23 protein-coding genes are annotated in these 19,904 nt (G+C 44.4%); 7 read left to right on the top strand and 16 right to left on the bottom strand.

Features of this window, described 5'->3' with window-relative positions; translation table 11 throughout:
* Window positions 1-138: 138 nt before the first annotated feature.
* The 3 genes from L3V27_RS03050 to L3V27_RS03040 all read right to left on the bottom strand — a co-directional run bounded on the left by L3V27_RS03050 (window position 139) and on the right by L3V27_RS03040 (window position 2,189).
* The gene (locus L3V27_RS03050; protein WP_237310998.1) at window positions 139-633 is read right to left on the bottom strand and encodes a YcxB family protein; all 495 of its coding nucleotides are present in this window, start codon (window positions 631-633) and stop codon (window positions 139-141) included.
* Window positions 634-873: 240 nt separating this feature from the next.
* Window positions 874-1,134: a DUF5062 family protein gene (locus L3V27_RS03045; RefSeq protein WP_005376453.1), complete on the bottom strand. Its 261-nt coding sequence runs from the start codon at window positions 1,132-1,134 to the stop codon at window positions 874-876.
* A 194-nt stretch (window positions 1,135-1,328) separates the two neighbouring features.
* A complete protein-coding gene (locus tag L3V27_RS03040) occupies window positions 1,329-2,189 on the bottom strand; it encodes an immunity 49 family protein (RefSeq protein ID WP_104972539.1) in 861 nt (286 codons plus the stop codon).
* 356 nt (window positions 2,190-2,545) lie between these two features.
* Between L3V27_RS03040 and L3V27_RS03035 the strand changes: the two genes are divergently transcribed.
* From L3V27_RS03035 to L3V27_RS03025, 3 genes are all read left to right on the top strand, one after another.
* Window positions 2,546-3,160, top strand: a complete 615-nt coding sequence (locus L3V27_RS03035; RefSeq protein ID WP_237310996.1) for a 3'-5' exonuclease — start codon at window positions 2,546-2,548, stop codon at window positions 3,158-3,160.
* Window positions 3,161-3,327: 167 nt separating this feature from the next.
* On the top strand, window positions 3,328-5,088 hold the full coding sequence (locus L3V27_RS03030; RefSeq protein ID WP_237310994.1) for an ABC transporter ATP-binding protein/permease: 1,761 nt from the start codon (window positions 3,328-3,330) through the stop codon (window positions 5,086-5,088).
* Window positions 5,089-5,589: 501 nt separating this feature from the next.
* The gene (locus tag L3V27_RS03025) at window positions 5,590-5,982 is read left to right on the top strand and encodes a hypothetical protein (protein ID WP_104970657.1); all 393 of its coding nucleotides are present in this window, start codon (window positions 5,590-5,592) and stop codon (window positions 5,980-5,982) included.
* A gap of 41 nt (window positions 5,983-6,023) precedes the next feature.
* On the opposite strand, the gene L3V27_RS03020 is transcribed toward L3V27_RS03025, so the two are convergent.
* From L3V27_RS03020 to L3V27_RS03005, 4 genes are all read right to left on the bottom strand, one after another.
* Window positions 6,024-7,028 (bottom strand): metal-dependent hydrolase, encoded by a 1,005-nt coding sequence (locus tag L3V27_RS03020; protein WP_237310992.1) that lies wholly within the window; start codon window positions 7,026-7,028, stop codon window positions 6,024-6,026.
* A gap of 333 nt (window positions 7,029-7,361) precedes the next feature.
* Window positions 7,362-7,820 (bottom strand): hypothetical protein, encoded by a 459-nt coding sequence (locus L3V27_RS03015; RefSeq protein WP_005395188.1) that lies wholly within the window; start codon window positions 7,818-7,820, stop codon window positions 7,362-7,364.
* A 94-nt stretch (window positions 7,821-7,914) separates the two neighbouring features.
* Window positions 7,915-8,943: a phospholipase A gene (locus tag L3V27_RS03010; RefSeq protein WP_006742284.1), complete on the bottom strand. Its 1,029-nt coding sequence runs from the start codon at window positions 8,941-8,943 to the stop codon at window positions 7,915-7,917.
* A 232-nt stretch (window positions 8,944-9,175) separates the two neighbouring features.
* Window positions 9,176-9,679: a DUF2938 domain-containing protein gene (locus L3V27_RS03005; RefSeq protein ID WP_124007846.1), complete on the bottom strand. Its 504-nt coding sequence runs from the start codon at window positions 9,677-9,679 to the stop codon at window positions 9,176-9,178.
* Between the two features lie 84 nt (window positions 9,680-9,763).
* On the opposite strand from L3V27_RS03005, the gene L3V27_RS03000 reads away from it, so the two are divergent.
* Window positions 9,764-10,171: a helix-turn-helix domain-containing protein gene (locus tag L3V27_RS03000; protein ID WP_237310990.1), complete on the top strand. Its 408-nt coding sequence runs from the start codon at window positions 9,764-9,766 to the stop codon at window positions 10,169-10,171.
* Between the two features lie 64 nt (window positions 10,172-10,235).
* Here L3V27_RS03000 and def read toward each other — a convergent pair whose 3' ends face one another.
* From def to L3V27_RS02965, 7 genes are all read right to left on the bottom strand, one after another.
* Window positions 10,236-10,742, bottom strand: coding sequence for a peptide deformylase (def, locus tag L3V27_RS02995; protein WP_006742287.1), 507 nt, complete (start codon window positions 10,740-10,742; stop codon window positions 10,236-10,238).
* Window positions 10,743-10,962: 220 nt separating this feature from the next.
* The gene (locus tag L3V27_RS02990; protein ID WP_029817912.1) at window positions 10,963-11,421 is read right to left on the bottom strand and encodes an ABZJ_00895 family protein; all 459 of its coding nucleotides are present in this window, start codon (window positions 11,419-11,421) and stop codon (window positions 10,963-10,965) included.
* Window positions 11,422-11,452: 31 nt separating this feature from the next.
* Window positions 11,453-11,782, bottom strand: a complete 330-nt coding sequence (locus tag L3V27_RS02985) for a YceK/YidQ family lipoprotein (RefSeq protein WP_080253353.1) — start codon at window positions 11,780-11,782, stop codon at window positions 11,453-11,455.
* Window positions 11,783-12,098: 316 nt separating this feature from the next.
* Window positions 12,099-12,350 (bottom strand): DUF2999 family protein, encoded by a 252-nt coding sequence (locus tag L3V27_RS02980; RefSeq protein ID WP_005395194.1) that lies wholly within the window; start codon window positions 12,348-12,350, stop codon window positions 12,099-12,101.
* 100 nt (window positions 12,351-12,450) lie between these two features.
* Window positions 12,451-13,896, bottom strand: coding sequence for an N-acylglucosamine 2-epimerase (locus L3V27_RS02975; RefSeq protein ID WP_237310988.1), 1,446 nt, complete (start codon window positions 13,894-13,896; stop codon window positions 12,451-12,453).
* A 113-nt stretch (window positions 13,897-14,009) separates the two neighbouring features.
* Window positions 14,010-14,546, bottom strand: a complete 537-nt coding sequence (locus tag L3V27_RS02970) for an AAA family ATPase (protein ID WP_025536841.1) — start codon at window positions 14,544-14,546, stop codon at window positions 14,010-14,012.
* 293 nt (window positions 14,547-14,839) lie between these two features.
* Window positions 14,840-16,183: a magnesium transporter gene (locus tag L3V27_RS02965; RefSeq protein WP_237310986.1), complete on the bottom strand. Its 1,344-nt coding sequence runs from the start codon at window positions 16,181-16,183 to the stop codon at window positions 14,840-14,842.
* A 215-nt stretch (window positions 16,184-16,398) separates the two neighbouring features.
* Between L3V27_RS02965 and L3V27_RS02960 the strand changes: the two genes are divergently transcribed.
* Window positions 16,399-17,274 (top strand): universal stress protein, encoded by an 876-nt coding sequence (locus L3V27_RS02960; RefSeq protein ID WP_005395202.1) that lies wholly within the window; start codon window positions 16,399-16,401, stop codon window positions 17,272-17,274.
* 45 nt (window positions 17,275-17,319) lie between these two features.
* Here L3V27_RS02960 and L3V27_RS02955 read toward each other — a convergent pair whose 3' ends face one another.
* Window positions 17,320-17,709 (bottom strand): MazG nucleotide pyrophosphohydrolase domain-containing protein, encoded by a 390-nt coding sequence (locus L3V27_RS02955; RefSeq protein WP_005395204.1) that lies wholly within the window; start codon window positions 17,707-17,709, stop codon window positions 17,320-17,322.
* Window positions 17,710-17,735: 26 nt separating this feature from the next.
* Window positions 17,736-18,164, bottom strand: coding sequence for a PaaI family thioesterase (locus tag L3V27_RS02950; RefSeq protein WP_134645626.1), 429 nt, complete (start codon window positions 18,162-18,164; stop codon window positions 17,736-17,738).
* Between the two features lie 210 nt (window positions 18,165-18,374).
* On the opposite strand from L3V27_RS02950, the gene gloA reads away from it, so the two are divergent.
* Window positions 18,375-18,761 (top strand): lactoylglutathione lyase, encoded by a 387-nt coding sequence (gene gloA / locus L3V27_RS02945; RefSeq protein WP_237310984.1) that lies wholly within the window; start codon window positions 18,375-18,377, stop codon window positions 18,759-18,761.
* A gap of 11 nt (window positions 18,762-18,772) precedes the next feature.
* Window positions 18,773-19,873: an alkene reductase gene (locus L3V27_RS02940; RefSeq protein ID WP_237310982.1), complete on the top strand. Its 1,101-nt coding sequence runs from the start codon at window positions 18,773-18,775 to the stop codon at window positions 19,871-19,873.
* Window positions 19,874-19,904: the final 31 nt, after the last annotated feature.

The raw sequence follows: 19,904 nt of genomic DNA, 5'->3' as shown, positions 1-19,904 counted from the left end.
CCTGCTGGAATGCCCCAACTGAAACATCGAGTGTAGTGATTCAGACCTTGAGTCTGAATTAGGGCTACCCCATGAATACCAAATCCTAAGATCAAAAAAGGCGAACCACTTGGCTCGCCTTTTTTGATCTTAGGATTTTTAGCTCGCTTCCGATGCCGCGTGCTGCTCTACCATAAACGCGATCACTTCTTCGTTTAAGCAGGATTTGCTGATGTATTGGCGCTGTTTACCAAGATGAAGGATAAAGCCCAAATCAGTTTGTTCCAGTTGGTCGATTTCATTCCAAGCGAGGCTGCGGTCAACTTTACCGCTTTTGTAGCGCACGCCATCTGCATTCACTTCAAAAACCACTTTACTGCCGCGACTTGAGCTGATGGTTTGACGCCACAGCCACCAAGTTCTTTTGAAATAAACGCTACACGCTTCAATCACACTCAATACGATAAAGAACCAACCTACGTAACCGTTAGGTAGCAGTTCAAACTCTAATAAGACCACACCAAAGATAAGAAACAGTATCCCTTTTAGGTACGCCTGTGGAAACTTCGTTGGCTGGCTAGTTTGATCATAACACTCAGCAAAGAAAGGTTTGTCGAGTATGTATTCTGTAGTGAATTCGAAATCTTTAGACATGTATGGTTACTTCAAGGCTTCTGTAAATGAGTATTCTTGGTTGCACTCTCGCAACGCGTTCATTGTAGCGCTTCTTGGGACTTATCTTTAGTCCTTTTGATTCTGTTTTGTAAATCAATGATACCGAAACTCGAGGAGACCTTTTTGCACTTGCCAAGATCAAACAAGGCGAACCATTTGGCTCGCCTTGTTAATTAATGGCCTGTGTTAAGTAACGACCTATGTGACTTCTTGAGTTTTCTACTTTAGAGGGTCGTTGTCTGGCAATGCACTGTGTATCCATACTGCCAGTCGGTGCTTGATGCTTGCGCCGTCTAGCTTACTTTCCGGTAGTGGCGTTATCTGTTTTGCATCGACCAAGAATAGGTAAATCGCTTTTACTCTCAGAGGTTGTGGTGACTGTGGAAGGTCAAAGCCTTGTAGTTTCGCCATCTTCCCACCAATCTCTAGTGCCTTCTTAACCAGTTTGTCTTCATTGTGAAGCTTGGAGCTTTTTGACATTGATAAATCCTCTTCTTCGCTTCAATTAAGAATACATGAAGTGTCACGTATGGCGTGTTAGTAAGCTCGCATATTGATAAGTTTATGCCTTACTACCGAGTGGTCGATTAAAAAACAACCTTTTCGCGGCATGTTTTCTGTGTATGCTTCCGTGCAGAACATCCGAATGGGCTTGGGCGCAGACTCCGAATGATTTATTTAGAACAAAGATCATGTTCACCGTAAACGAGCCATTTCGGCAAATATGCGGTTTCTGGAATTGTCCAGCCATACTTATCGTATGCCAATGCAGCAAGACCAATCAGTTTCAAAGAAACATTCCCTTTTGGCGAATAACGAACATCTTCATTCATGTAGAACTGGTAATGCGCCTCTAACGCATCTCTTAGTGCTTTTTGATAGTGTTCCTCATCGCCATCGATAATGGCAACAAACACATTCACAAATGGAATAAACAAAGAATGGACATATGGCACTCTGGTTGACTCTAAGTATTGCGGGGAGGATTTCTCCATCACAGTTTGCAATAGCTCAGGCAACGCTGATGAATTACCAAATACACCGCTAACGAATTCGACCAGCGCAACATTAAACGGCGTCTTTATAGACACTAATGACTCATCCATGATGGTCATCAGCTCTACGCAGCGCCAATCTCTCGCAGCCATCGCTAAACAGATTTCATCCAACCAAGCATCCATTGTTCCTCCTGCAACAGAACGGTTACCCACTTCCGAAAAATGTCGGTGCCCAACGGAGAACTCAACAACTTGGTCTGAATGATTGGCCAGCAAGTACACGTTATTCAGTAACTCGAGTGCTCTTTTTATATAAGCTGGCGAGGCCTGATGTTGTCCGTATTCTGAAGCAGTGAAGAATGCATCAAGCGAATACCAAGCGTCGCCTTTCATTCTTTTGAGAGGTTGTTGATAAAAGGACTGCTTTTCATCAAGCATTTTTTCCCAAAAGCTGTAGAAACGTTCGTCTTCTTCACGAAAAATACGCAATTTTCTTTCTTCAGGTATCTCTAAATAGTGATTTTTCATTTGTTCCATCGTTCCCTAGCCTCGCATTATAAGTTGTTCTAATTTTTTGCCGTGATGACATTCATCTTCAAAATCAAGCCGTGAATGATGCCGAAGTGGATTTATAAAATCAATTTATAATCAGTATTTTATATCGAAATTTAATGCTCAATTGAAATGAGTCAAAAGGCCGAAAAACATTTGAGATATAAGGCTAACGCGCAAGCCACGATGGGTAAGCCAGAACGTACCTGTCCATAAACAGTGGACGACGAACACTGACTTTGTGGAGTAAAGATAAACAGATATTCACCATTGCGTTCGCCTTTCTTTTTCTGTCGCTTTCGATAATACTCTTGCGCAATATTACTCAGCTGGAAAATTTTATGCCTCAAGCAAACTCTGTGGTCGTACTCGACTTTGAAACCACAGGTCTCTCTCCTACTTTAGGTGATCGCGCAATAGAAATTGGTGCGGTAAAGTTAGTCGATGGCGAGGTTGTTGATAGTTTTCAGCAACTCATGAATCCCGGTTTCAGAGTGAGCTCTTTCATTGAGAACTATACCGGCATTACCAACAATATGTTACGTTCGGCACCAAGCTGCGAAGAGGTAATGGCGTCATTTAGTGAGTTCATTGCTGGCGAGAACCTTATCGCTCACAACGCGTCTTTCGATAAACGATTTTTAAATGCAGAGCTTGAGCGAATCAACTGTGGTTATTCAGGTGAGTTTGCTTGCTCCTTACTGGTGGCAAGACGGCTCATTCAAGATGCTCCGTCACACAAGCTAGGTGAACTTGTTCGCTATAAAAATATCGACAACGACGGTGTTTTTCACCGCGCACTAGCCGATGCACAAATGACGGCCAAGCTTTGGCTCTTAATGGTCGAAGGATTAGAAAACTCAGGTATCGTTAAGCCAAGTTTTCAGTTGATGCAAACGGTTAGTAAAACAGCAAAAGGAAAGGTCGACCTGCTACTCGCCAAAAGCCGTGCTTAACCCCCTCCTAGCTAAAAGCTGATTCTCGTCTCTTAGACGTTTAAGTGATTTTCGATGCAATATTGGCTATCCCAGTGAACTTCCTAATCTGAATGCGGCAGTTCGCTGGTCTCCCCTACAAAACTGGCTTACTATGCCAGTTACCTAAAACGCTTTGTGAGTCACTCATGAGCCGAAAAAATAACAAAAATCTCAGCATTCTTCTTAAACTCAACACCTTTATTGCACCCTATAAATGGCGGGTTGCAGCGGCCTTGGTTGCACTTGTCGCAACAGCAAGTTTAACGTTATCCGTTGGTTATGGAGTACGTATTCTTATCGACCAAGGGTTTGCACAGCAATCATTGCAAGAGCTCACCAATGCGATTCAGTTTATTGTCGGTGTCACACTGTGTATTGCCATTGGGACGTTCTTTCGCTTTTACCTTGTCTCTTCCGTAGGTGAGCGCGTTAGTGCGGATATTCGCCTTGCGGTGTTTAACCATGTGATTACGCTGCATCCGAGCTATTTTGAGAACAACAGTAGCGGCGATATTATGTCGCGCCTGACTACCGATACCACGTTGCTGCAAAGCATTATTGGTTCATCGTTCTCGATGGCGATGCGTAGCGCTTTGATGTGCTTTGGGGCCATCATAATGTTGTTTGCCACCAACGTTAAGCTCACACTGATTGTGCTAGCTTCTGTGCCTTTGGTTTTGGTTCCGATTTTGTTTTATGGACGACGCGTGCGTGCGCTCTCTCGCCAAAGTCAGGACTCAATGGCCGATGTCGGCAGCTACGCAGGTGAAGCGATAGAACATATTAAAACCGTGCAAAGTTTTAGCTCAGAGCCACATGAACGAGCGGCTTTCGCTGTCGAGGTGGAAAAAGCGTATGAAGTGGGCAGACAGAGAGTAAAACAACGCGCGATCCTGATCTCTGGCGTTATTGTGATTGTGTTTAGCGCAATTGCAGGCATGCTTTGGGTTGGCGGCAGCGATGTGATTCACGGAAAGATGTCTGCGGGTGACCTAGCAGCGTTTGTGTTTTACGCCATTATGGTTGCCTCATCGACTGCAACCATTTCCGAAGTCATGGGTGAACTGCAAAGAGCCGCAGGTGCTACCGAGCGACTGATTGAGATTCTTCAAGTAGACAGCGATATTAAAGCGCCAAGCAACCATTTGCCTGTCCGTCCGGATATGCCTGCTGAGGTTAACTTTAATTCGGTGAGTTTCAACTACCCTTCTCGCCCAAATCAACCAGCTATCAAAGAGTTAAATCTAACCGCAGAACAAGGCAAAGTATTGGCGTTGGTTGGCCCTTCTGGTGCAGGTAAAACAACACTATTCGAACTGCTGCAACGCTTTTACGACCCGCAGCAAGGGCAAGTGTTGTTTGGTGGTGAAGATATTCGACAGTTCGATCCAAACGAGCTTCGACGTCAAATGGCGCTCGTACCACAACAGCCAGCGCTGTTTAGCCATGATGTTTTCCATAATATTCGCTACGGTAATCCTGAAGCAACGGATGAACAAGTTATCGAAGCCGCGAAAAAAGCCCATGCCCATGAGTTTATTGAGAAGCTTCCCGAAGGCTATCACAGCTTTTTAGGCGAGCGCGGCGTTAGGCTGTCGGGCGGACAAAAGCAGCGTATTGCGATAGCTCGCGCGATTCTAAAAGATCCAAAAATCTTACTGCTAGACGAAGCTACTAGCGCCCTTGATAGTGAAAGTGAACATCACGTCCAGCAAGCACTTGAAGCTCTAATGAAAGGACGCACAACGCTGATCATTGCTCATCGTCTTTCGACCATCCAACATGCGGATAAAATTGCGGTGCTCGACAATGGCGAGTTAGTCGATGTTGGTAACCACCAATCATTAATGCAAAGCTGTGAGTTGTATCAGCGACTTGTGGCATTGCAATTTAAGCACTTAGAGTAATGCCTAGTTAAGCCCTCAAGAATAAGCAAAAACGGACCAAGTGATTTAATGCCAACAGCTTAACGATGTTTTTGTGTCATTCCAGCGAGCCTTGGCGAGACTAGGAATCTAATAGCAACGTGCTGAGTGGTTAAAGAGACAATTTTGACCATAAAGAGCTAGGATAGAAGATCCTATATCACGCACCTTCGTCGCTGTACAAGATGACGAAATATAAAAAGATGCCACTCGTAGTTAAACGAGCGGCATTAAACCAAGTGGTTCTCCTTTTAATACAGGAACTCAGGTAAGAATCCAGTAACCAGCGTACTCTTCCTTCAACTAGAAACACTCATCCCCACGTACCATATAAAAACCAATCAACTTCATTTGTAACAAGTTAGGTTTCAAAAATAGGAAATCACCACTGTAAAAGTTCACCGCATTTTATCTTGCTGCCTATGGTTACAATGTTTTTGAAATCAAAGCCTTTAAACCAAGTTATAAGTAAGCGGCACCGAGATGAACAGTGAAGCGAAACAACTTTTTTATCATTTATGTCAGCAATACGATGCGCTTTCTCAAGAACTAGAGTCTCGCGCGTTTCCTGAGTTTTCCGAGACCATCACTCATCCGCTTGGACACTGCTTTGTCCGTTGCCCTGTTGGCAGTCAGCGCTTTTCCATTGTTGCAGTCAACTTTGCGCCCTCCGTTCGCGGGCAAGGCGTGCTTACTGCATTTATCGACTACATTAAAAGCAATCCATACCATTACCAAGGCGTTGAAGTCGCTATCATTGAAAACAAAAGCTTAGCAAAACGACTGTTGTCTCTTGGATGGAAGTATAAGTCTCTGTTTGGCAAAATTTTCTTCGCTAGCAAGCCGACCCTAGTGAAGGACTTTCAGTCTGCGTAATAGTTATTACGGCACCGCATCGGTACCCAAAGTAAAAACCATCACTCAAAATCCGTAAGCATATTGAGAAAAGTTTGGCGGTCTTCCGTTGTACTACCTCGATGAGCAGTGTATTCGACGTGCACATTCGGGCTAGCGTTGGGTGATAAATTGATGCCCCACAGCGCGTTAATTTGGTTTGGAATGATGGAGTAACGCACGTCAACAATTCGCATTTCGTTATTCGGGTCTTGCGCTACAAAACCATTTGAAAACCAACGGAAACGTTCGATGTCTTTCGCTTGCTGCGATTGCGGATCGAGCCATGGAAATTGAGTCTTCACATTGAGCTTTGGTGTGGATTCGCCTGGGTAGATTTTTATTGAACGCCCCACTCTTACCGCATCCACATAGTAGTTATCTTCCGTTTCATAAATCACTTTCCAGACCAAAAGATTGCCGAAGGTTGGTTTTGCTTTTAGCTGCACAGCGCTGTGCTGTCGCTCTTGGACGATTTTCCATCCGGCCGCTTCTGCTCTATCTCGTTGAATAACCCCAAGTGTCAGGTAAGCCAGAGACCATAGAAATGCGACACGCGCGTAATTTCGATTTCGCTTCAGTGCGGCAAACAAAAGCAGGATCAAAATAGGAAATGTGAAAGCGGGGTCGATAACCGAGATTGTGTTCCAAGCATAGCGTGTGTTGCTTATCGGCCAAAAAAGCTGAGTCCCATAGCTGGTGCAAGCATCTAACAGCGCATGGGTGCTATAACCAAGGGCACAATAAAACCAACTCTGCCGGAAGCTTAGTCCTCGCTTTTTTGCTAACAACGGATACAACACTAAAGCACAGAGAAAGCTGCCAAAAGGGATAAACAACAATGAATGGGTAAAGTGTCGGTGATATTCCAAAAACAGCAATGGGTCAGTTGATGAACGGATAAGTACATCCAAATCCGGTGCCATCCCTGAAACCACGCCTAACACGCCAGCAGCCACAATGTGCCGCTTGTTACTTGCAGACTGTGGCAAAGCAGCGCCAAGTAAACCTTGCGTTAACGGGTCCATTATTTACGCCCGCAACGAAAATGTAGCCGAGATAGAAGGCATATACGCTTCAAAATAGGCTCAAATTTAAAAACCAGAACGTTCTCCGACATAAATTATCCGTATTTAAGTGGATTGGAAGACACACCTTAATGACGCATTAAAGTGTTCGAAAACAAACACTTTGATTTTAGTGTAAGAAGGAATCGCCCTATTCGCTAGTGAGAAGCGAACCTAAAGCGAGGCTTGTGGTGTACGTCAAAAGTACAAAACTGCGGATTTTACAGATGCAAAAATAAAACAAGGCGAACCGGATGGCTCGCCTTGTTTACTGAAGGATTAACGACAAAAACCTTAGTCTTGAGGGTTTTCTTTCGCGTTGATTTCAGCGTAAGTGTGCAGAAGTTCCGTCAATGTTTTTACCCAATCAAAAACATCCGAAGGTGTATTTTCGAGTAGCTTTTCCACTAGTGCACAGTGTGTTTCTAACGTGATCGCCTCTTCCAAATGGAATGAAATCGCATAGAAATGCCAAAGAACCAGTCGCGTCATTCGCTCGCTATTTTGCTTCGCATTGTCTGAGTCATCAAACGCTTGTTGAATTTCACTCAGTGCGATTGCTGTCATGCGTAACATGGCATCAAGACGTGCAGACAACATACGGTCTTCGCTATCCACTTCTTCTTGATCGAAAGTAAATAGCTCATTCATCACGTCTTCAGGCACCATTTTACTGATCATGCGAGCACTAAACTCTTCCAGTTCATGACGAGGCATGGTTACAAGACAATCGAAGGTGTAATCACGAAGCATAAAATCACTCTAGGTTGGAAATCAATTTCAGCCACGCATTCTAAATACTGAAATCTCAATTGCCAGCGTTTATTTCTAATGGGCTACCGAAAAACTACAGAACACCGTTGATCGCGATACCAACACCAATGCGCTGCTGATTATGATCATAGTCAATCAAGCTCTTACCATACCCCGTCGAGTACTGTGCGTATCCCTGAAGTTTGCCCCAGATCGGAAATGACACCCCTAATTCGGCAAAGCCTTTATGCGTTTGGAAGTTCTGGCGGCCTAAGAAGGTAAACTCATAACCATTCCATTTGTACGCACTCGATAGCTCAAAGTGCCCCATGTAATCTTCGATATCCGGGTTATCATCACCTTTAGGATCATTCGGAGATGTTTTTTCATCCTCAGGTATACGCCACCACGGTTGAAGAGAAACCGCAAAATTGTCTTTCGCAAAGGTTAAGTTGGCGTAAACACGATTCCAACTGCGCGATAACTCTTGTCTCTGCCCATTCGACTCATGCTCAATACCAAAACCTAACCAAGTCGAACCATCAAGTGGCTTCCAGTCTGTCGGGGTATAATAAAAAAGCTCAGGACGATAATTGGTTTCACGAAATGGACGCGATGCGGCTCCTGTATACACTTGCCAAAATGACTTGAGCGTCATACCAAAGAACAAACCATCCCCATCAAACAACAAATCGTCGTAGTTCATTGGCACTTTAAAACTAATTTGGAACTCCGCTTCTTCCTTACGCAGCTCATCCCCGTACTTAGTGTCCGCATAAGCACGCTTATTTACGCGATCACTGTAAGTGAACGGCAAGATGTAGTTAACACGATGCGCCACCAAACTAAATGGTTCAAAGGCGTTTTCTCGTTCTGACTCCAAACGCTTGTCGACCAAGCTTTCCTGAAGCTCCTCAGGTTCTTCAATTTCTGGATCAGCGGGCACTGTGCTTGTTACTGCATCAAGCTCACACTGCGCGCGAATGCTCTTTATGGTTTCCTCACCTTTGCTTTGCTTAATTTTGTCTAGCAAACATAAATCATAAGCACTGGCTGTTTCTCCCATCGCAACTGGCGCTGCCAATAAGCTCAGTATTGATATCCCTGCCACTTTTGAAGCCATCTGAAACCCTTAATATTCTTTATGTCAAACCAGATAATTTTAATTTTTCTTGGTAAACCGCTTGCCATTCTGGCGTTAAGGCAATGTTAAATGTTCGCTGACTTTACGTCTTGGATAAATACGACAGACCTCAAACATATCCGCCCACTATGAGCAACGCGCCAAAAACGACCAAGAGTTGAGCATCATAAATAAAAACAAAAAAGACTCGTTTGCATGATGCTCATATTCCCTATGCAAAATACTGGCTCGCCACTTTGATTGCAAACGCGGCTATGAATAAACCCAAGCCATAAGCCAAATGCGCCAATGTGCTAAGAAAACGGGCTTTCCAAGGTGTTGGGGTTTTACTGGCAGCAAAACCAAATCCTAGACAAGGTTGAATGACAAAAAATGGGAAGACCAACGTGACCACACCAGTGGCTAAGCCGGGCACTAGACTAGGCTCTACCAACCAATGATGCCCAAAAGCAGCAATGTGAGCCAAAGCGAAAAAAACACCAATGGCATAGTGCAAAAACCAACCGAGTGCTTTTTCTCCCGACATCGGGTCTGTTGCCATAATTGGCGCATGCATAAGCTTTCCTTTGGGCATGTACAAAACCCAGCGCGCGACCAATGCATAGTTTAGTGAGGGAATACCAAACACTCTCCTTTGTAGCCAAGCCCATAAATCCATTATCAAAGTCGCACCAATCCCTATTAGCGCCGCTTGTAATCCTATTAAAAACAGCATTTTTCGCTCCTCAAGTTTTTGATTTGTTAAGGTCTTAGTTGCATGCTACAACTTAAAGCCAACTTGAAGTCAATGAGGAATAATATGGATATTGCAGAAGTGGTTAAAAAATCAGGATTGCCGACCTCAACGCTCAGATACTACGAACAGTTGGGGTTAATTCGCTCGATAGGAAGGAATGGATTGAGACGTCAATATTCACCAGAGGTACTCAATAAACTCAACATCATTAGTTTGGGGCGTATCGCTGGAATATCACTTAACGAAATGGCAGAAATGTTGAATCACTCAGAAGGTTCAAAACCATACATTGATCGTGACTTACTGGCGAAAAAGGCGCTTGAAACTGATGAGCAAATAACACGTTTGAAAGCGGTGCGAGACAGCCTAAACCATGTTGCCACCTGCCCTCATGAGTCACATATGGACTGTTCTTCATTTCAGAAGCTTATGAAGATCGTGAAGCGTTATGTCCCCAAAAAAACGCGATAAAGCACTCTACTTATTCTTGATGTAAAAGGAAGTAACTCGCGGTTGTGAGTTACTTCCTTTCATATTACTTAGCTTGCGCTTTTACGTACTTCTTCACTTTTTTCATCGCCATTTTTTGCTTTAACGGTGAAAGGTAATCAATGAACAAGTTACCAGACAAGTGGTCGATTTCGTGCTGCATCACAATCGCTAAAAACTCATCGCTCTCGATTGTCATCGGGTTACCATCACGGTCCAATGCAGACACAACAACTGATGTGTAACGCTCAACATCGGCGTAGTATTCGGGAACAGATAGGCACCCTTCTTGACCAAGTGCTTTGTTTTCTCCGCTCACCACTTCTGGGTTGACCAAGATTAAAGGATCATTGCGTTCGTCAGAGATATCGATGACAACAACCGCCTCTTTTCTGCCCACTTGGGTTGAAGCTAAACCGATGCCATTGCCCGTTGCGTAAAGTGTTTCTAGCATATCGTCGATCAACGTTTGTACTGTCGATACATCAGTGACTTTTTCTGCTTTTACTTTAAGTCTTGGGTCTGGAATGGAGAGAATTTCGAGGACTGCCATACTTACCTTTCGTTATCTGTAAATCATAATTTCCGGCGAATTATACACACGTTTCGGCAGACATAAACATGTTGAGTTTTCGTGGAAAGACCGTTTCGTCTAAAACATTCGATTTTGCTAGAGACCAAAGAAGCACAAAGAAAGAGAAGACAATAACGCCAGCACGATATGGCTGGCGTCTTTTTTACGTATCTATCTTTAAGCGTTCGTTATTTGTGAGTTACGCACTCTTTTGCGCTTTTAGCAAAACCTTAATCGCCATTTTTTCACCACTCTTGAAAATAAAGTACCCGAGACAAACGGTTATTAACGTTAATACAACGATAATAATACTGAACCAGCCTAGTTCCGCTATCAATTCAAATATAGAGATGCCCAAAAACATTAAGATGAGAGAAAACACCACTAAGCTCGATAAATTCCAAAGCAGCACTGAATACCATCTCGTTGTCGAAGGCATTATATTCCCTGTTTTATAGCCAAAATAATATCCTACACTCATCGCTGGTATTAACGTCCCAAGAAAGCCGACACCGTTCATTTCCATGCCAGAAATGTACTCAATAATAAATAGCAGTATGGCCAAACAAACTGATGCCAGACACAAAAGCGACGTTACAAAGAGCACCGAGGGAGCGTTGTTTTCTGTTGAGTAATTATTTTTCGATTCCACTTTCATTTCCTTCCATTTATTTCAATAAAATCAGACTTTAGATCATGCTGCCGCTTGGACAACCTAGAGAAACAACGCCGCCATAACTCGTTGTGGGTGTAGCTACCATGACTAAATCAACAGGAAGAAACACAACGTCCGTTGCTAACGACAAAGGAATGTCAATCAATGAAAGTGGATATAACGCGATGGAAGTAATATCAGATCTTAAATAGCAAGGTTGTCGTGCGACTGATAACGCGGTGCCTGAAAACGGCTTTCCGTATCCGCCACCAGCATGCGCATCTATAGATGAACACCCCACCATTAAAGATGCTGACACCACAAGAAATACAACTTGTAGCTTTTTAAATATATTTATTTTCATTTAACCTAGATTCCAACTAACTATTATTTTTTAAAACTAAACCCTCTCTCTCAAATTGTATATTCAATGAATTTACTCATATAGGTCTAGTGCAACCATGTTAATACGTTCTATGTATTAGAAACAATTCATTTATTGCCAATAGCACCCGTGAGTTCATGCGACGTGACTAGAATCGCACTTGATTTTTTATGCAAGCACCAAGTTAAGCTCAACCTATTCGCTTTCCCGTTGGAGTCGCGTACCTTTCATCTGATGTAAAAAAGCCGCCAGAACTATTTGGCTCTGGCGGCTTTTGTTTTTATCGAAAACTCGATTACTGCTGTAGCTTAGCTTTGGCTTCTACTACTTTGGAGAAGTCCAGGCCCAGCTCTTCCACTGCTTCTTTAATCAGTACAGGATTTTGCATTACCTGCGCCATTAACGCTTGAAGCTGATCTTGTGGCAGACCTAGTTGGCTGATAGTTGCCATTGCAGCCAGAGGGTTTTGAGTTAACGCCTGAAATAGCTCGTTGATTTGCTCGTCGCTAATATTGTTTTCTTTCAACATCGCAAGAATCGGGTTCATCAAATTACCTTTAAATACTATGTAAAACAGACCCGCAGTTTACCATTGGGTTTTGTTAGTTTGCACGCAGACTTTAACCACCACACCACCATCGACCAAGTTATGGTCGAATATTGGTGAACGTTGCGGTAGTGACTCCATCACTTTGCGATGAAAGCGCTTTTATATCCGCGTTAAAGTAATATGGATTAAGTGGTATTTTACTCTCGGCTGGTCGCGCGTAGTAAAGCTTAGCGGGCTGTTTTGCCATTTGTTGCGCGTACAAATACCCGACCAACGCATGTTCAAACTGGTGGTAACCATTTCCCCAATGGAACGCTTTGGTTGATTTAGGATTCAGACCAACACCTCCGTATTGATGATCCACCCACACGTCCATAAAGGTGGGTAATGTATATTGAAGCGTTTCTTTCATCGAACCATCAACAAGAGAAACCGTCATCGCCGCTTGATCGAGTTCTGCCCATTCCCAAGACGAGCTATAGTGCTTGTGCGGTCTTGATTGCCAAGCAAGAATGCTCTCTTGCGTCCATTTACTCTGCCATTCTAGTGAGAATAGCGCTTTGACTTGCTCAAAGTTTTGCTGGTATTGCGCTTGTTTAAGCGTGTGTTTCATTCCTTTGAAACCAAACTCTGTCCAATTGTAATTCTCCAACAACTGACCAGTGAGATACGTCATCCAATACGCTTTGATGGTGTGTCCAAAATCATTGTGCTTCGCATCTGGCATCATTACCGCTTTGTGGTGTATCGCGCCATAAAAGCGCTGCTCTTTGTCGGAGTGGTAGTTATCCAGCATCACTTGCGTCAGCCACTCCAGATCTTGTTTCCACTTGGCTTGCGCTGGTTCTGGTAAAAGTGGCGCCGTTAACAACAGGTAGCCATTGATTTGGTCAAGTTGAGCGACTAACTCTTGCTGCTTCTCACTTTCTCCATCACCATCTTTCAAAACCCACGCCAGACCGCGATCATCGCTTCGTCGGTATTGTTTAAATATAAACGCTTGCTGGTCGATAAGTGCTTGTTCAACCTTTGGATCTTGCGTTAAGTAGTAGTACATCGCTAAACCCACCAAGGCGTAAGCTTGGTCTTGAGAAGTTCGCTGTTGCCACTCCATCCCCGGTTTTCCACTACGCGTAAAGCTCACAAAGCCGCCGTTTTTCTCATCTTGTAGATGATCAATCAGGTAATAAGCCCCTTTCTTTGCCAGCTCTAATGCTTGTTTGTCACCCGTAAGATGAAAAAGCACGCCATAAGCGTAAGTTTGGCGCGATTTCATGCGTGTGTATTCGCGATCGAAGTGCGGGATAATCCACCCTTTGTTTAATTCTTCACACGGCTTTTGTGGGTCGAGAATGACACCGTTATCACAACGAAATGTCGGAAAATTCCCCGCAGGTTGCCCATGCGCACTTTCCATCATCCAATATGGGGCTAGGCCATTCGTCACATGGTTTAACCAATCATCCCCCGAAGGCAGCTCCACATCAGCAAAGCTGTTCATGCTCGTCGTTGCGAGCAATAAGGTAAGATATTTAAAAGACATAATGCTCAATTAAGTTATTGAATTTTATCCAGTATAAATAACTCCCTTTACGCATATTGTCGTCGTGGTCACAATCGCCTTACGCATTTGTTTGCATTGTTCATCTGTCTGCCTTATTCGATGACTGAGTCGAGAATAAACGCCACTCTGTCTTCGACTGACATTTTGGGCACTTCGATCAATTGATAACCGAACTTGTGGTATGCATCGACCATCTGTTTATGCGTGGCGACCGCTTCAGAAAAATCTTGCTTTCGCTCTTCATCGTTGCTGAATATCGACGACCACGGTGGAAAAATGAACACTTGAGAATGATAACGAAGCGTCTGGCAATGCGTGATGAGCTCATGCGAGATTGGCAATTGTTCCAACTTGCTGTAGCCATATACGTCCACAATACTGCGATCAAAAAACACGTCCCCCTGGCGGACATTGAAAGCTCGGTAATTGCTCACTTCTGCCTTCATCATTTCGTCTCGAAAGGCTTGTTTGTCATTCCAAGGTAATGCTGAACCGTGATTCGTAACCTGCCTTTGTATTACGTGACGACCTGTTTCTGGCGAGCAGATAAAGCCTTGTGTTTTTAGTTGTTCGATTACCGAGGTTTTTCCTGCACCGGGACCACCAGTGAATACGATGAGTTTATTCAAAATTGTTTCCTTATTTTTTGTTTGAGTGAAGTAATGCGTGTACAGCCAAGAAAATTGGCATCATCTGGCGTTTGAAATTGGCATGGCATTTGGCACGCCAGCGTTAAGCGAGATCGGCAATGGAAAGTTTTGGGATAGAAATGAGCAGTGAAAAATATTGATGAAATTAAAGCTTAAACGGCGTGTTCAGCGTTTATGAAAACGGAGGAATTTTGAGTGAATCAAACTTGCCCAAAATATTGGGTTGGGAAATGGAGAGATTGGATCATCAGGTTAACGCGTCAATTGGCTTTCTATATCAAGAAGATGGCACCTAAGCCTAAGAACGCAAAGAAACCGACGACATCGGTAACGGTTGTTAATACTACCGAGCCAGCCACGGCGGGGTCAATGTTAAACTTCTTCAACGTGAATGGTATCAGCGTACCCGATGCCGCAGCCGCCAGACTATTGAGAAAAATTGCGCAGCAGATAATAAGCGCCAATGGCCAAGAGTCAAACACCATGTAGACGACACCCGCGATGACTAATCCCATGATCAAGCCATTAATGGTGGCGATTTTTAATTCCTTATTCACCAATAGCTTCAAGTTACTTTGGTGCAAATGGTTGAGTGCGATACCCCTAATGGCCACCGCTAAGGTTTGGCTACCTGCGATGCCGCCCATACTCGCCACCACGGGCATTAAGATCGCAAGCGCAACGACTTGCTCGACCACATTATCAAAAATACCAATGATGGCAGAGGCAACAAAAGCGGTCAGCAAATTAATCACCAACCAAAGTGCTCTTAGCCTTGTCGCCACAGTTAATGGTGTGAACAAATCTTCTTCGCTTCGTACGTTTTCTGCCACTACAGCTTGTAGGCTGAGTTCACGCAAGGTAATCGCGATGGTCGCCATCGACAAAACGCCCATAATTTTGCCACCAGCCATGATAGGAAACCAATGCGCGCCACCATCAATCGAGACCTGTTTACTGACGCTTTGAATCGTTTGGATATCTTCCAGAATTGGCGTGACTGCGGTCAAGTCTGTGAGTTTGGTATGGTTCTCATGCAGCAACAGGGTTTGAGGTTCTATCGTCCCAATAACGCCTCCGACATCGCGCACAATGATCAATCGCACCGGGCTTTGTCCACGTTTTAACAACTCGTTTTTGATGCCTCCTACGCTGTTTTTAGGATTTGCGACCAAAAAATACGGCTCGGCATATCTCCCCACTTTGTTATCTTCATACGACAGCGCTTGTTGAATGTGCGCGACCGACTCTTCACTTTGGTCGATAAGGTACTCATCCACAAATTCGGTCGGTAGAAAGTCTGCAAAGATGATCAGTTCCGAATCAGTGATGTACGCTAAGCGTTCATGTTGCAGCTCTTTGTTGAGTGATTGATGAATGTGCTTGGCGGTGTCGTATCGCAGCAAATTTAATACCGTCCAGTACTTCTCTGGCGGCACCGCTTCTATCACGCGTTTACGATAAGCAATGTTGACCGACTCCAAAATGTTCGCGATTTGCGCTTCCTGATAGTCTTTCAAAAAACTGAGGTCTTCGGTCGACTCTATCGCTTTAATGATCTCGGCAAGCAAATGAGGCACTTTGCGATTAATTTGTAATTGGCTGGAATCTATCATTATTGTCACCGATTTCCTTGGGCATCACGTTAATGTCAACACGATGTCTATTATCTAAAGGCATGAGATCCTGATGTTAAAATTCTAGGCAATGGCGCGCACAATTGCGGAATTTATATTTTGCTCGCAGAAACAGAACGTCTTTGTATAAGGGGATGGTATAAACTTTTAGTGTGCATTAGGCGCATTTGCCTCGTTTGATAATGGAGTAATCAATGGCACCAGTATTTTTTCTGACTCAGCAAGCCGCCTTACCAAGTCGTAAGGTGCTTCGTAAAGTGATTCAGTTTGCGACAGCGCTGGCCCAACCCATCGTGGTATTGGTGGAAGATCACCGCCGGAGTGAAGATCACGCGTTCGCGCATTTCCTTAGTTTCAACTCTGACCATATAGAAAAGAGACAAGCTGAGTTTGAAGCTTGGACATCAAAATTTAAAGACTTCGTTATCGAACTTTGTGAAGAAGAGGAAGTTGAAACGCCAACACTCTCTTACGAGCATTTCAAAGGGAGTCATTGGATTGCTCAAGTCGCGAAACGGCTTGTCGACCACACAGATTTACTGCTCGTGGGGCATTTTAACAAGCATGACATTCAAACCTTACTCACCGAGCTAGCAAAAAACGATTGTGATTTATTGCTATTAAGTGAGCGTTCATGGCCTTCTCACGCCAACATGCTTTGCGCGATAGATCCGCTTCATCGCGGAGATGCAAAATCGGTCGTAGATAAAGCCATCGTATCGCGAGGCTCAAAGCTAGAAAAAACCTTGAGCGGAAAAATGACGTTAGTTTACTGCCGCTACGTTGCGCCTTATCTATCTCGCTATCGTGCAGAGATTTTGAGCAACCAAAAAGCAGGCATTACGGACTTTATTACTGCGCAAAAGTTAACACGAGTACCACTACTGCTGCCAGAAGGAAACCCTGAAACGGCGTTACCAAAAGCAGTTAAGCAATCACAAGCGGCAATTCTGATTATGGGCGCGTGTAAGCGAAGCATGTCATCCCAATTTTGGTCTGGCAGCACTGTAGACACGTTACTTGATCAACCGCCTTGTGACCTGCTGCTCGTCAATAGCACGAAGGATTGATCAGGCTTCCCCATTCCGCCGCATCTTAAATAATATCACGCGCAGTTATTGGCTCTTCATTGTCTCTAGTTGCGCGGCTTCATGTTCCGCGTTCAAGGCTTGTTTCTGCTGCTGTTTAACCTCATCCCAACTGCGTCCCGATTCAATCGCAGATACACGCTGCTCGTATTTAGTGCAGGCTCTTTCGAGTACTTTCTCAGGATCTATGCCCTTTTCTCTTTCCAACGCTTTTAATACGTTAAGATAGTTCCACAACACATCGCCTAACTCGTCTTCCAAATGACAAAGGCGATCCTCACGAATCTCTTCACGGACTTCATCGACTTCTTTGCCAATGGCCTCCAGATAAGTCTCTACGCCTTTAAACCAAGTGTTGGTTTGGTCATATTGAGATTTTCTCGTCGCAATTGCGTACAGCTCATCAAATTTCTTCATTATCTCTCCGTAGAACGAGTTTTTATTTACGCCTCTTTAGGACGAATAAACTTCCCTTTTGCCGTCACTCTAACTTCATTATTGACCAGCAATTGAGCCACCAGTTGATATATACCGCGGCGTTCACCTTCACAGTGTGCAGTAATCATAACGTGCTCATCTAGCTCAATAGGTGCATGGTAGCGCACATCCAACTGCGCGGTAAGGGCTTGAATGTCTTTAAATAACAAACAGTGCGTCATTGCACCATCGAGCAGCGAACTCGCAATGCCACCATGCAACAGGTCGGTGTAACCTTGATGACGCGGTAAAACGTGAAACTCTCCGACAACAGAACCATCGGCTAGGCACTGGTAGTTCACAGCCAAAGAGTTCGGATTCGCATCGATGGAAGAACAAACCGCACATTGATAATGAGATTCGTGAGTGGAATGAAAGTGGCTGTTTGCGGACATGTTAAGTACTCAGCTTGTAAAAAGAGTAATTAGCATATGCCAATTATTAAAAAGAAACGGCGAGTAATCTTTGTTTGCACGTTGTAGGGCCAACAACCTCATTGTCCATAACGTTAAATAATCATTTTCATAATTAACGATAATTTCCAGTTAATTTAGAGTAGCGATAAGGTTTGCACCGTGATTACGCAATGTTATGAAAGGCGACTTATGAAGTTTCTCCACACGATGATCCGTGTTGTTGACCTAGACAAATCTATCGAATTTTATACAAACGTTCTGGGTATGAGCGTTTTGGATCGTTTTGAAAACCAAGAATACCGTTACTCACTGGTGTTTGTTGGTAGCCCTGATCAACCAGATGGCGCGACCATCGAGCTAACTTATAACTGGGATACCGGCAGTTACGACTTAGGTAACGCATTCGGGCACATAGCGCTTGGGTGTGAAGACATTTACGCAGCTTGCGAAAAAATCAAAGCGCTTGGCAGCAACGTCACTCGCGAACCCGGTCCAATGAAAGGAGGAGAAACGCACATCGCCTTCATTAAAGCTCCCGACGGCTACCCAATCGAACTGATTCAGACTAAACAATAACGAGGTTTCCTATGACGGACGCATTATTTCAACCGATTCAACTTGGCTTTCTCTCATTAAAAAACCGCATCGTTATGCCTCCGATGACGCGCTCTCGAGCCTCTCAACCGGGTAATGTTGCCAACGACATGATGGCCACCTATTACGCTCAACGCGCCGAAGCGGGATTAATCGTTGCTGAAGGCACGCAAATTTCACTAATGGGTCAAGGCTACGCGTGGACTCCGGGTATTTATAGCCCAGAGCAAATTGCTGGCTGGAAAAAAGTAACTGACGCAGTGCACGAGAAAGGCGGCGTTATCTTCGCGCAATTATGGCACGTTGGTCGTGTGACTCATCCTGACAACATCGGCGGCGAGCAACCTATTTCTTCTTCTGCGCTTAAAGCAGAAAACGTGAAAGTATTTATCGACAATGGCACAGACGAACCTGGCTTTGTCGACGTGGTTGAGCCGCGTGAGATGACCAAACAAGACATCAAGAATGTTATTGAAGAATACCGCCAAGCCGCATTAAACGCGATAAAAGCTGGGTTTGATGGTGTCGAACTTCACGCAGCAAATGGCTACTTGGTTAACCAGTTTATCGATTCTGAAGCGAACAACCGCACCGATGAATACGGCGGCTCAATTGAAAACCGTCTGCGTTTTCTGGGTGAAGTGGTCGAAGCAATGACGCAAGCCATTGGCGCAGAGCGTGTTGGTGTTCGCCTTGCACCATTCACTTCGTTAAACGGCACCGTTGATAGCACACCTGTCGATACCTACACCGCTGCTGCTGCGCTGCTTGATAAACTCAATGTGGTTTACATTCACATTGCAGAAGTGGATTGGGACGACGCGCCAGACACTCCGCACGACTTTAAAACCGCAGTTCGTGAGGCGTATAAAGGCACATTGATCTATGCCGGTCGTTACAACGCAGAAAAGGCGCAACACGCGATTGAAAGTGGTTTAGCCGATATGATCGGTTTTGGTCGTCCGTTTGTTGCAAACCCAGACTTACCAAGCCGCATCAAGCATGGCTATCCACTGGCAGAACATGACCCTGCCACATTGTTCGGCGGCGGTGAAAAAGGTTTAGTGGACTACCCTGCGTATCACGCGGGTTAATTCATCTACGTAAAGCTGATTCGCAACTCGC

The sequence above is a fragment of the Vibrio sp. J2-3(2022) genome (assembly GCF_021725735.1).
GTDB lineage: Bacteria > Pseudomonadota > Gammaproteobacteria > Enterobacterales > Vibrionaceae > Vibrio > Vibrio diabolicus.
The sequence above is the reverse complement of the archived record's forward strand: the minus strand, read 5'-3'. Positions and strand labels throughout refer to the sequence as shown.

Bases quoted from the DNA above. Each gene is read 5' to 3' on its own strand.
- L3V27_RS03050 (WP_237310998.1), bottom strand. From the start codon at position 633: ATGTCTAAAGATTTCGAATTCACTACAGAATACATACTCGACAAACCT.
- L3V27_RS03045 (WP_005376453.1), bottom strand. From the start codon at position 1,134: ATGTCAAAAAGCTCCAAGCTTCACAATGAAGACAAACTGGTTAAGAAG.
- L3V27_RS03040 (WP_104972539.1), bottom strand. From the start codon at position 2,189: ATGGAACAAATGAAAAATCACTATTTAGAGATACCTGAAGAAAGAAAA.
- L3V27_RS03035 (WP_237310996.1), top strand. From the start codon at position 2,546: ATGCCTCAAGCAAACTCTGTGGTCGTACTCGACTTTGAAACCACAGGT.
- L3V27_RS03030 (WP_237310994.1), top strand. From the start codon at position 3,328: ATGAGCCGAAAAAATAACAAAAATCTCAGCATTCTTCTTAAACTCAAC.
- L3V27_RS03025 (WP_104970657.1), top strand. From the start codon at position 5,590: ATGAACAGTGAAGCGAAACAACTTTTTTATCATTTATGTCAGCAATAC.
- L3V27_RS03020 (WP_237310992.1), bottom strand. From the start codon at position 7,028: ATGGACCCGTTAACGCAAGGTTTACTTGGCGCTGCTTTGCCACAGTCT.
- L3V27_RS03015 (WP_005395188.1), bottom strand. From the start codon at position 7,820: ATGCTTCGTGATTACACCTTCGATTGTCTTGTAACCATGCCTCGTCAT.
- L3V27_RS03010 (WP_006742284.1), bottom strand. From the start codon at position 8,943: ATGGCTTCAAAAGTGGCAGGGATATCAATACTGAGCTTATTGGCAGCG.
- L3V27_RS03005 (WP_124007846.1), bottom strand. From the start codon at position 9,679: ATGCTGTTTTTAATAGGATTACAAGCGGCGCTAATAGGGATTGGTGCG.
- L3V27_RS03000 (WP_237310990.1), top strand. From the start codon at position 9,764: ATGGATATTGCAGAAGTGGTTAAAAAATCAGGATTGCCGACCTCAACG.
- def (WP_006742287.1), bottom strand. From the start codon at position 10,742: ATGGCAGTCCTCGAAATTCTCTCCATTCCAGACCCAAGACTTAAAGTA.
- L3V27_RS02990 (WP_029817912.1), bottom strand. From the start codon at position 11,421: ATGAAAGTGGAATCGAAAAATAATTACTCAACAGAAAACAACGCTCCC.
- L3V27_RS02985 (WP_080253353.1), bottom strand. From the start codon at position 11,782: ATGAAAATAAATATATTTAAAAAGCTACAAGTTGTATTTCTTGTGGTG.
- L3V27_RS02980 (WP_005395194.1), bottom strand. From the start codon at position 12,350: ATGAACCCGATTCTTGCGATGTTGAAAGAAAACAATATTAGCGACGAG.
- L3V27_RS02975 (WP_237310988.1), bottom strand. From the start codon at position 13,896: ATGTCTTTTAAATATCTTACCTTATTGCTCGCAACGACGAGCATGAAC.
- L3V27_RS02965 (WP_237310986.1), bottom strand. From the start codon at position 16,183: ATGATAGATTCCAGCCAATTACAAATTAATCGCAAAGTGCCTCATTTG.
- L3V27_RS02960 (WP_005395202.1), top strand. From the start codon at position 16,399: ATGGCACCAGTATTTTTTCTGACTCAGCAAGCCGCCTTACCAAGTCGT.
- L3V27_RS02955 (WP_005395204.1), bottom strand. From the start codon at position 17,709: ATGAAGAAATTTGATGAGCTGTACGCAATTGCGACGAGAAAATCTCAA.
- L3V27_RS02950 (WP_134645626.1), bottom strand. From the start codon at position 18,164: ATGTCCGCAAACAGCCACTTTCATTCCACTCACGAATCTCATTATCAA.
- gloA (WP_237310984.1), top strand. From the start codon at position 18,375: ATGAAGTTTCTCCACACGATGATCCGTGTTGTTGACCTAGACAAATCT.
- L3V27_RS02940 (WP_237310982.1), top strand. From the start codon at position 18,773: ATGACGGACGCATTATTTCAACCGATTCAACTTGGCTTTCTCTCATTA.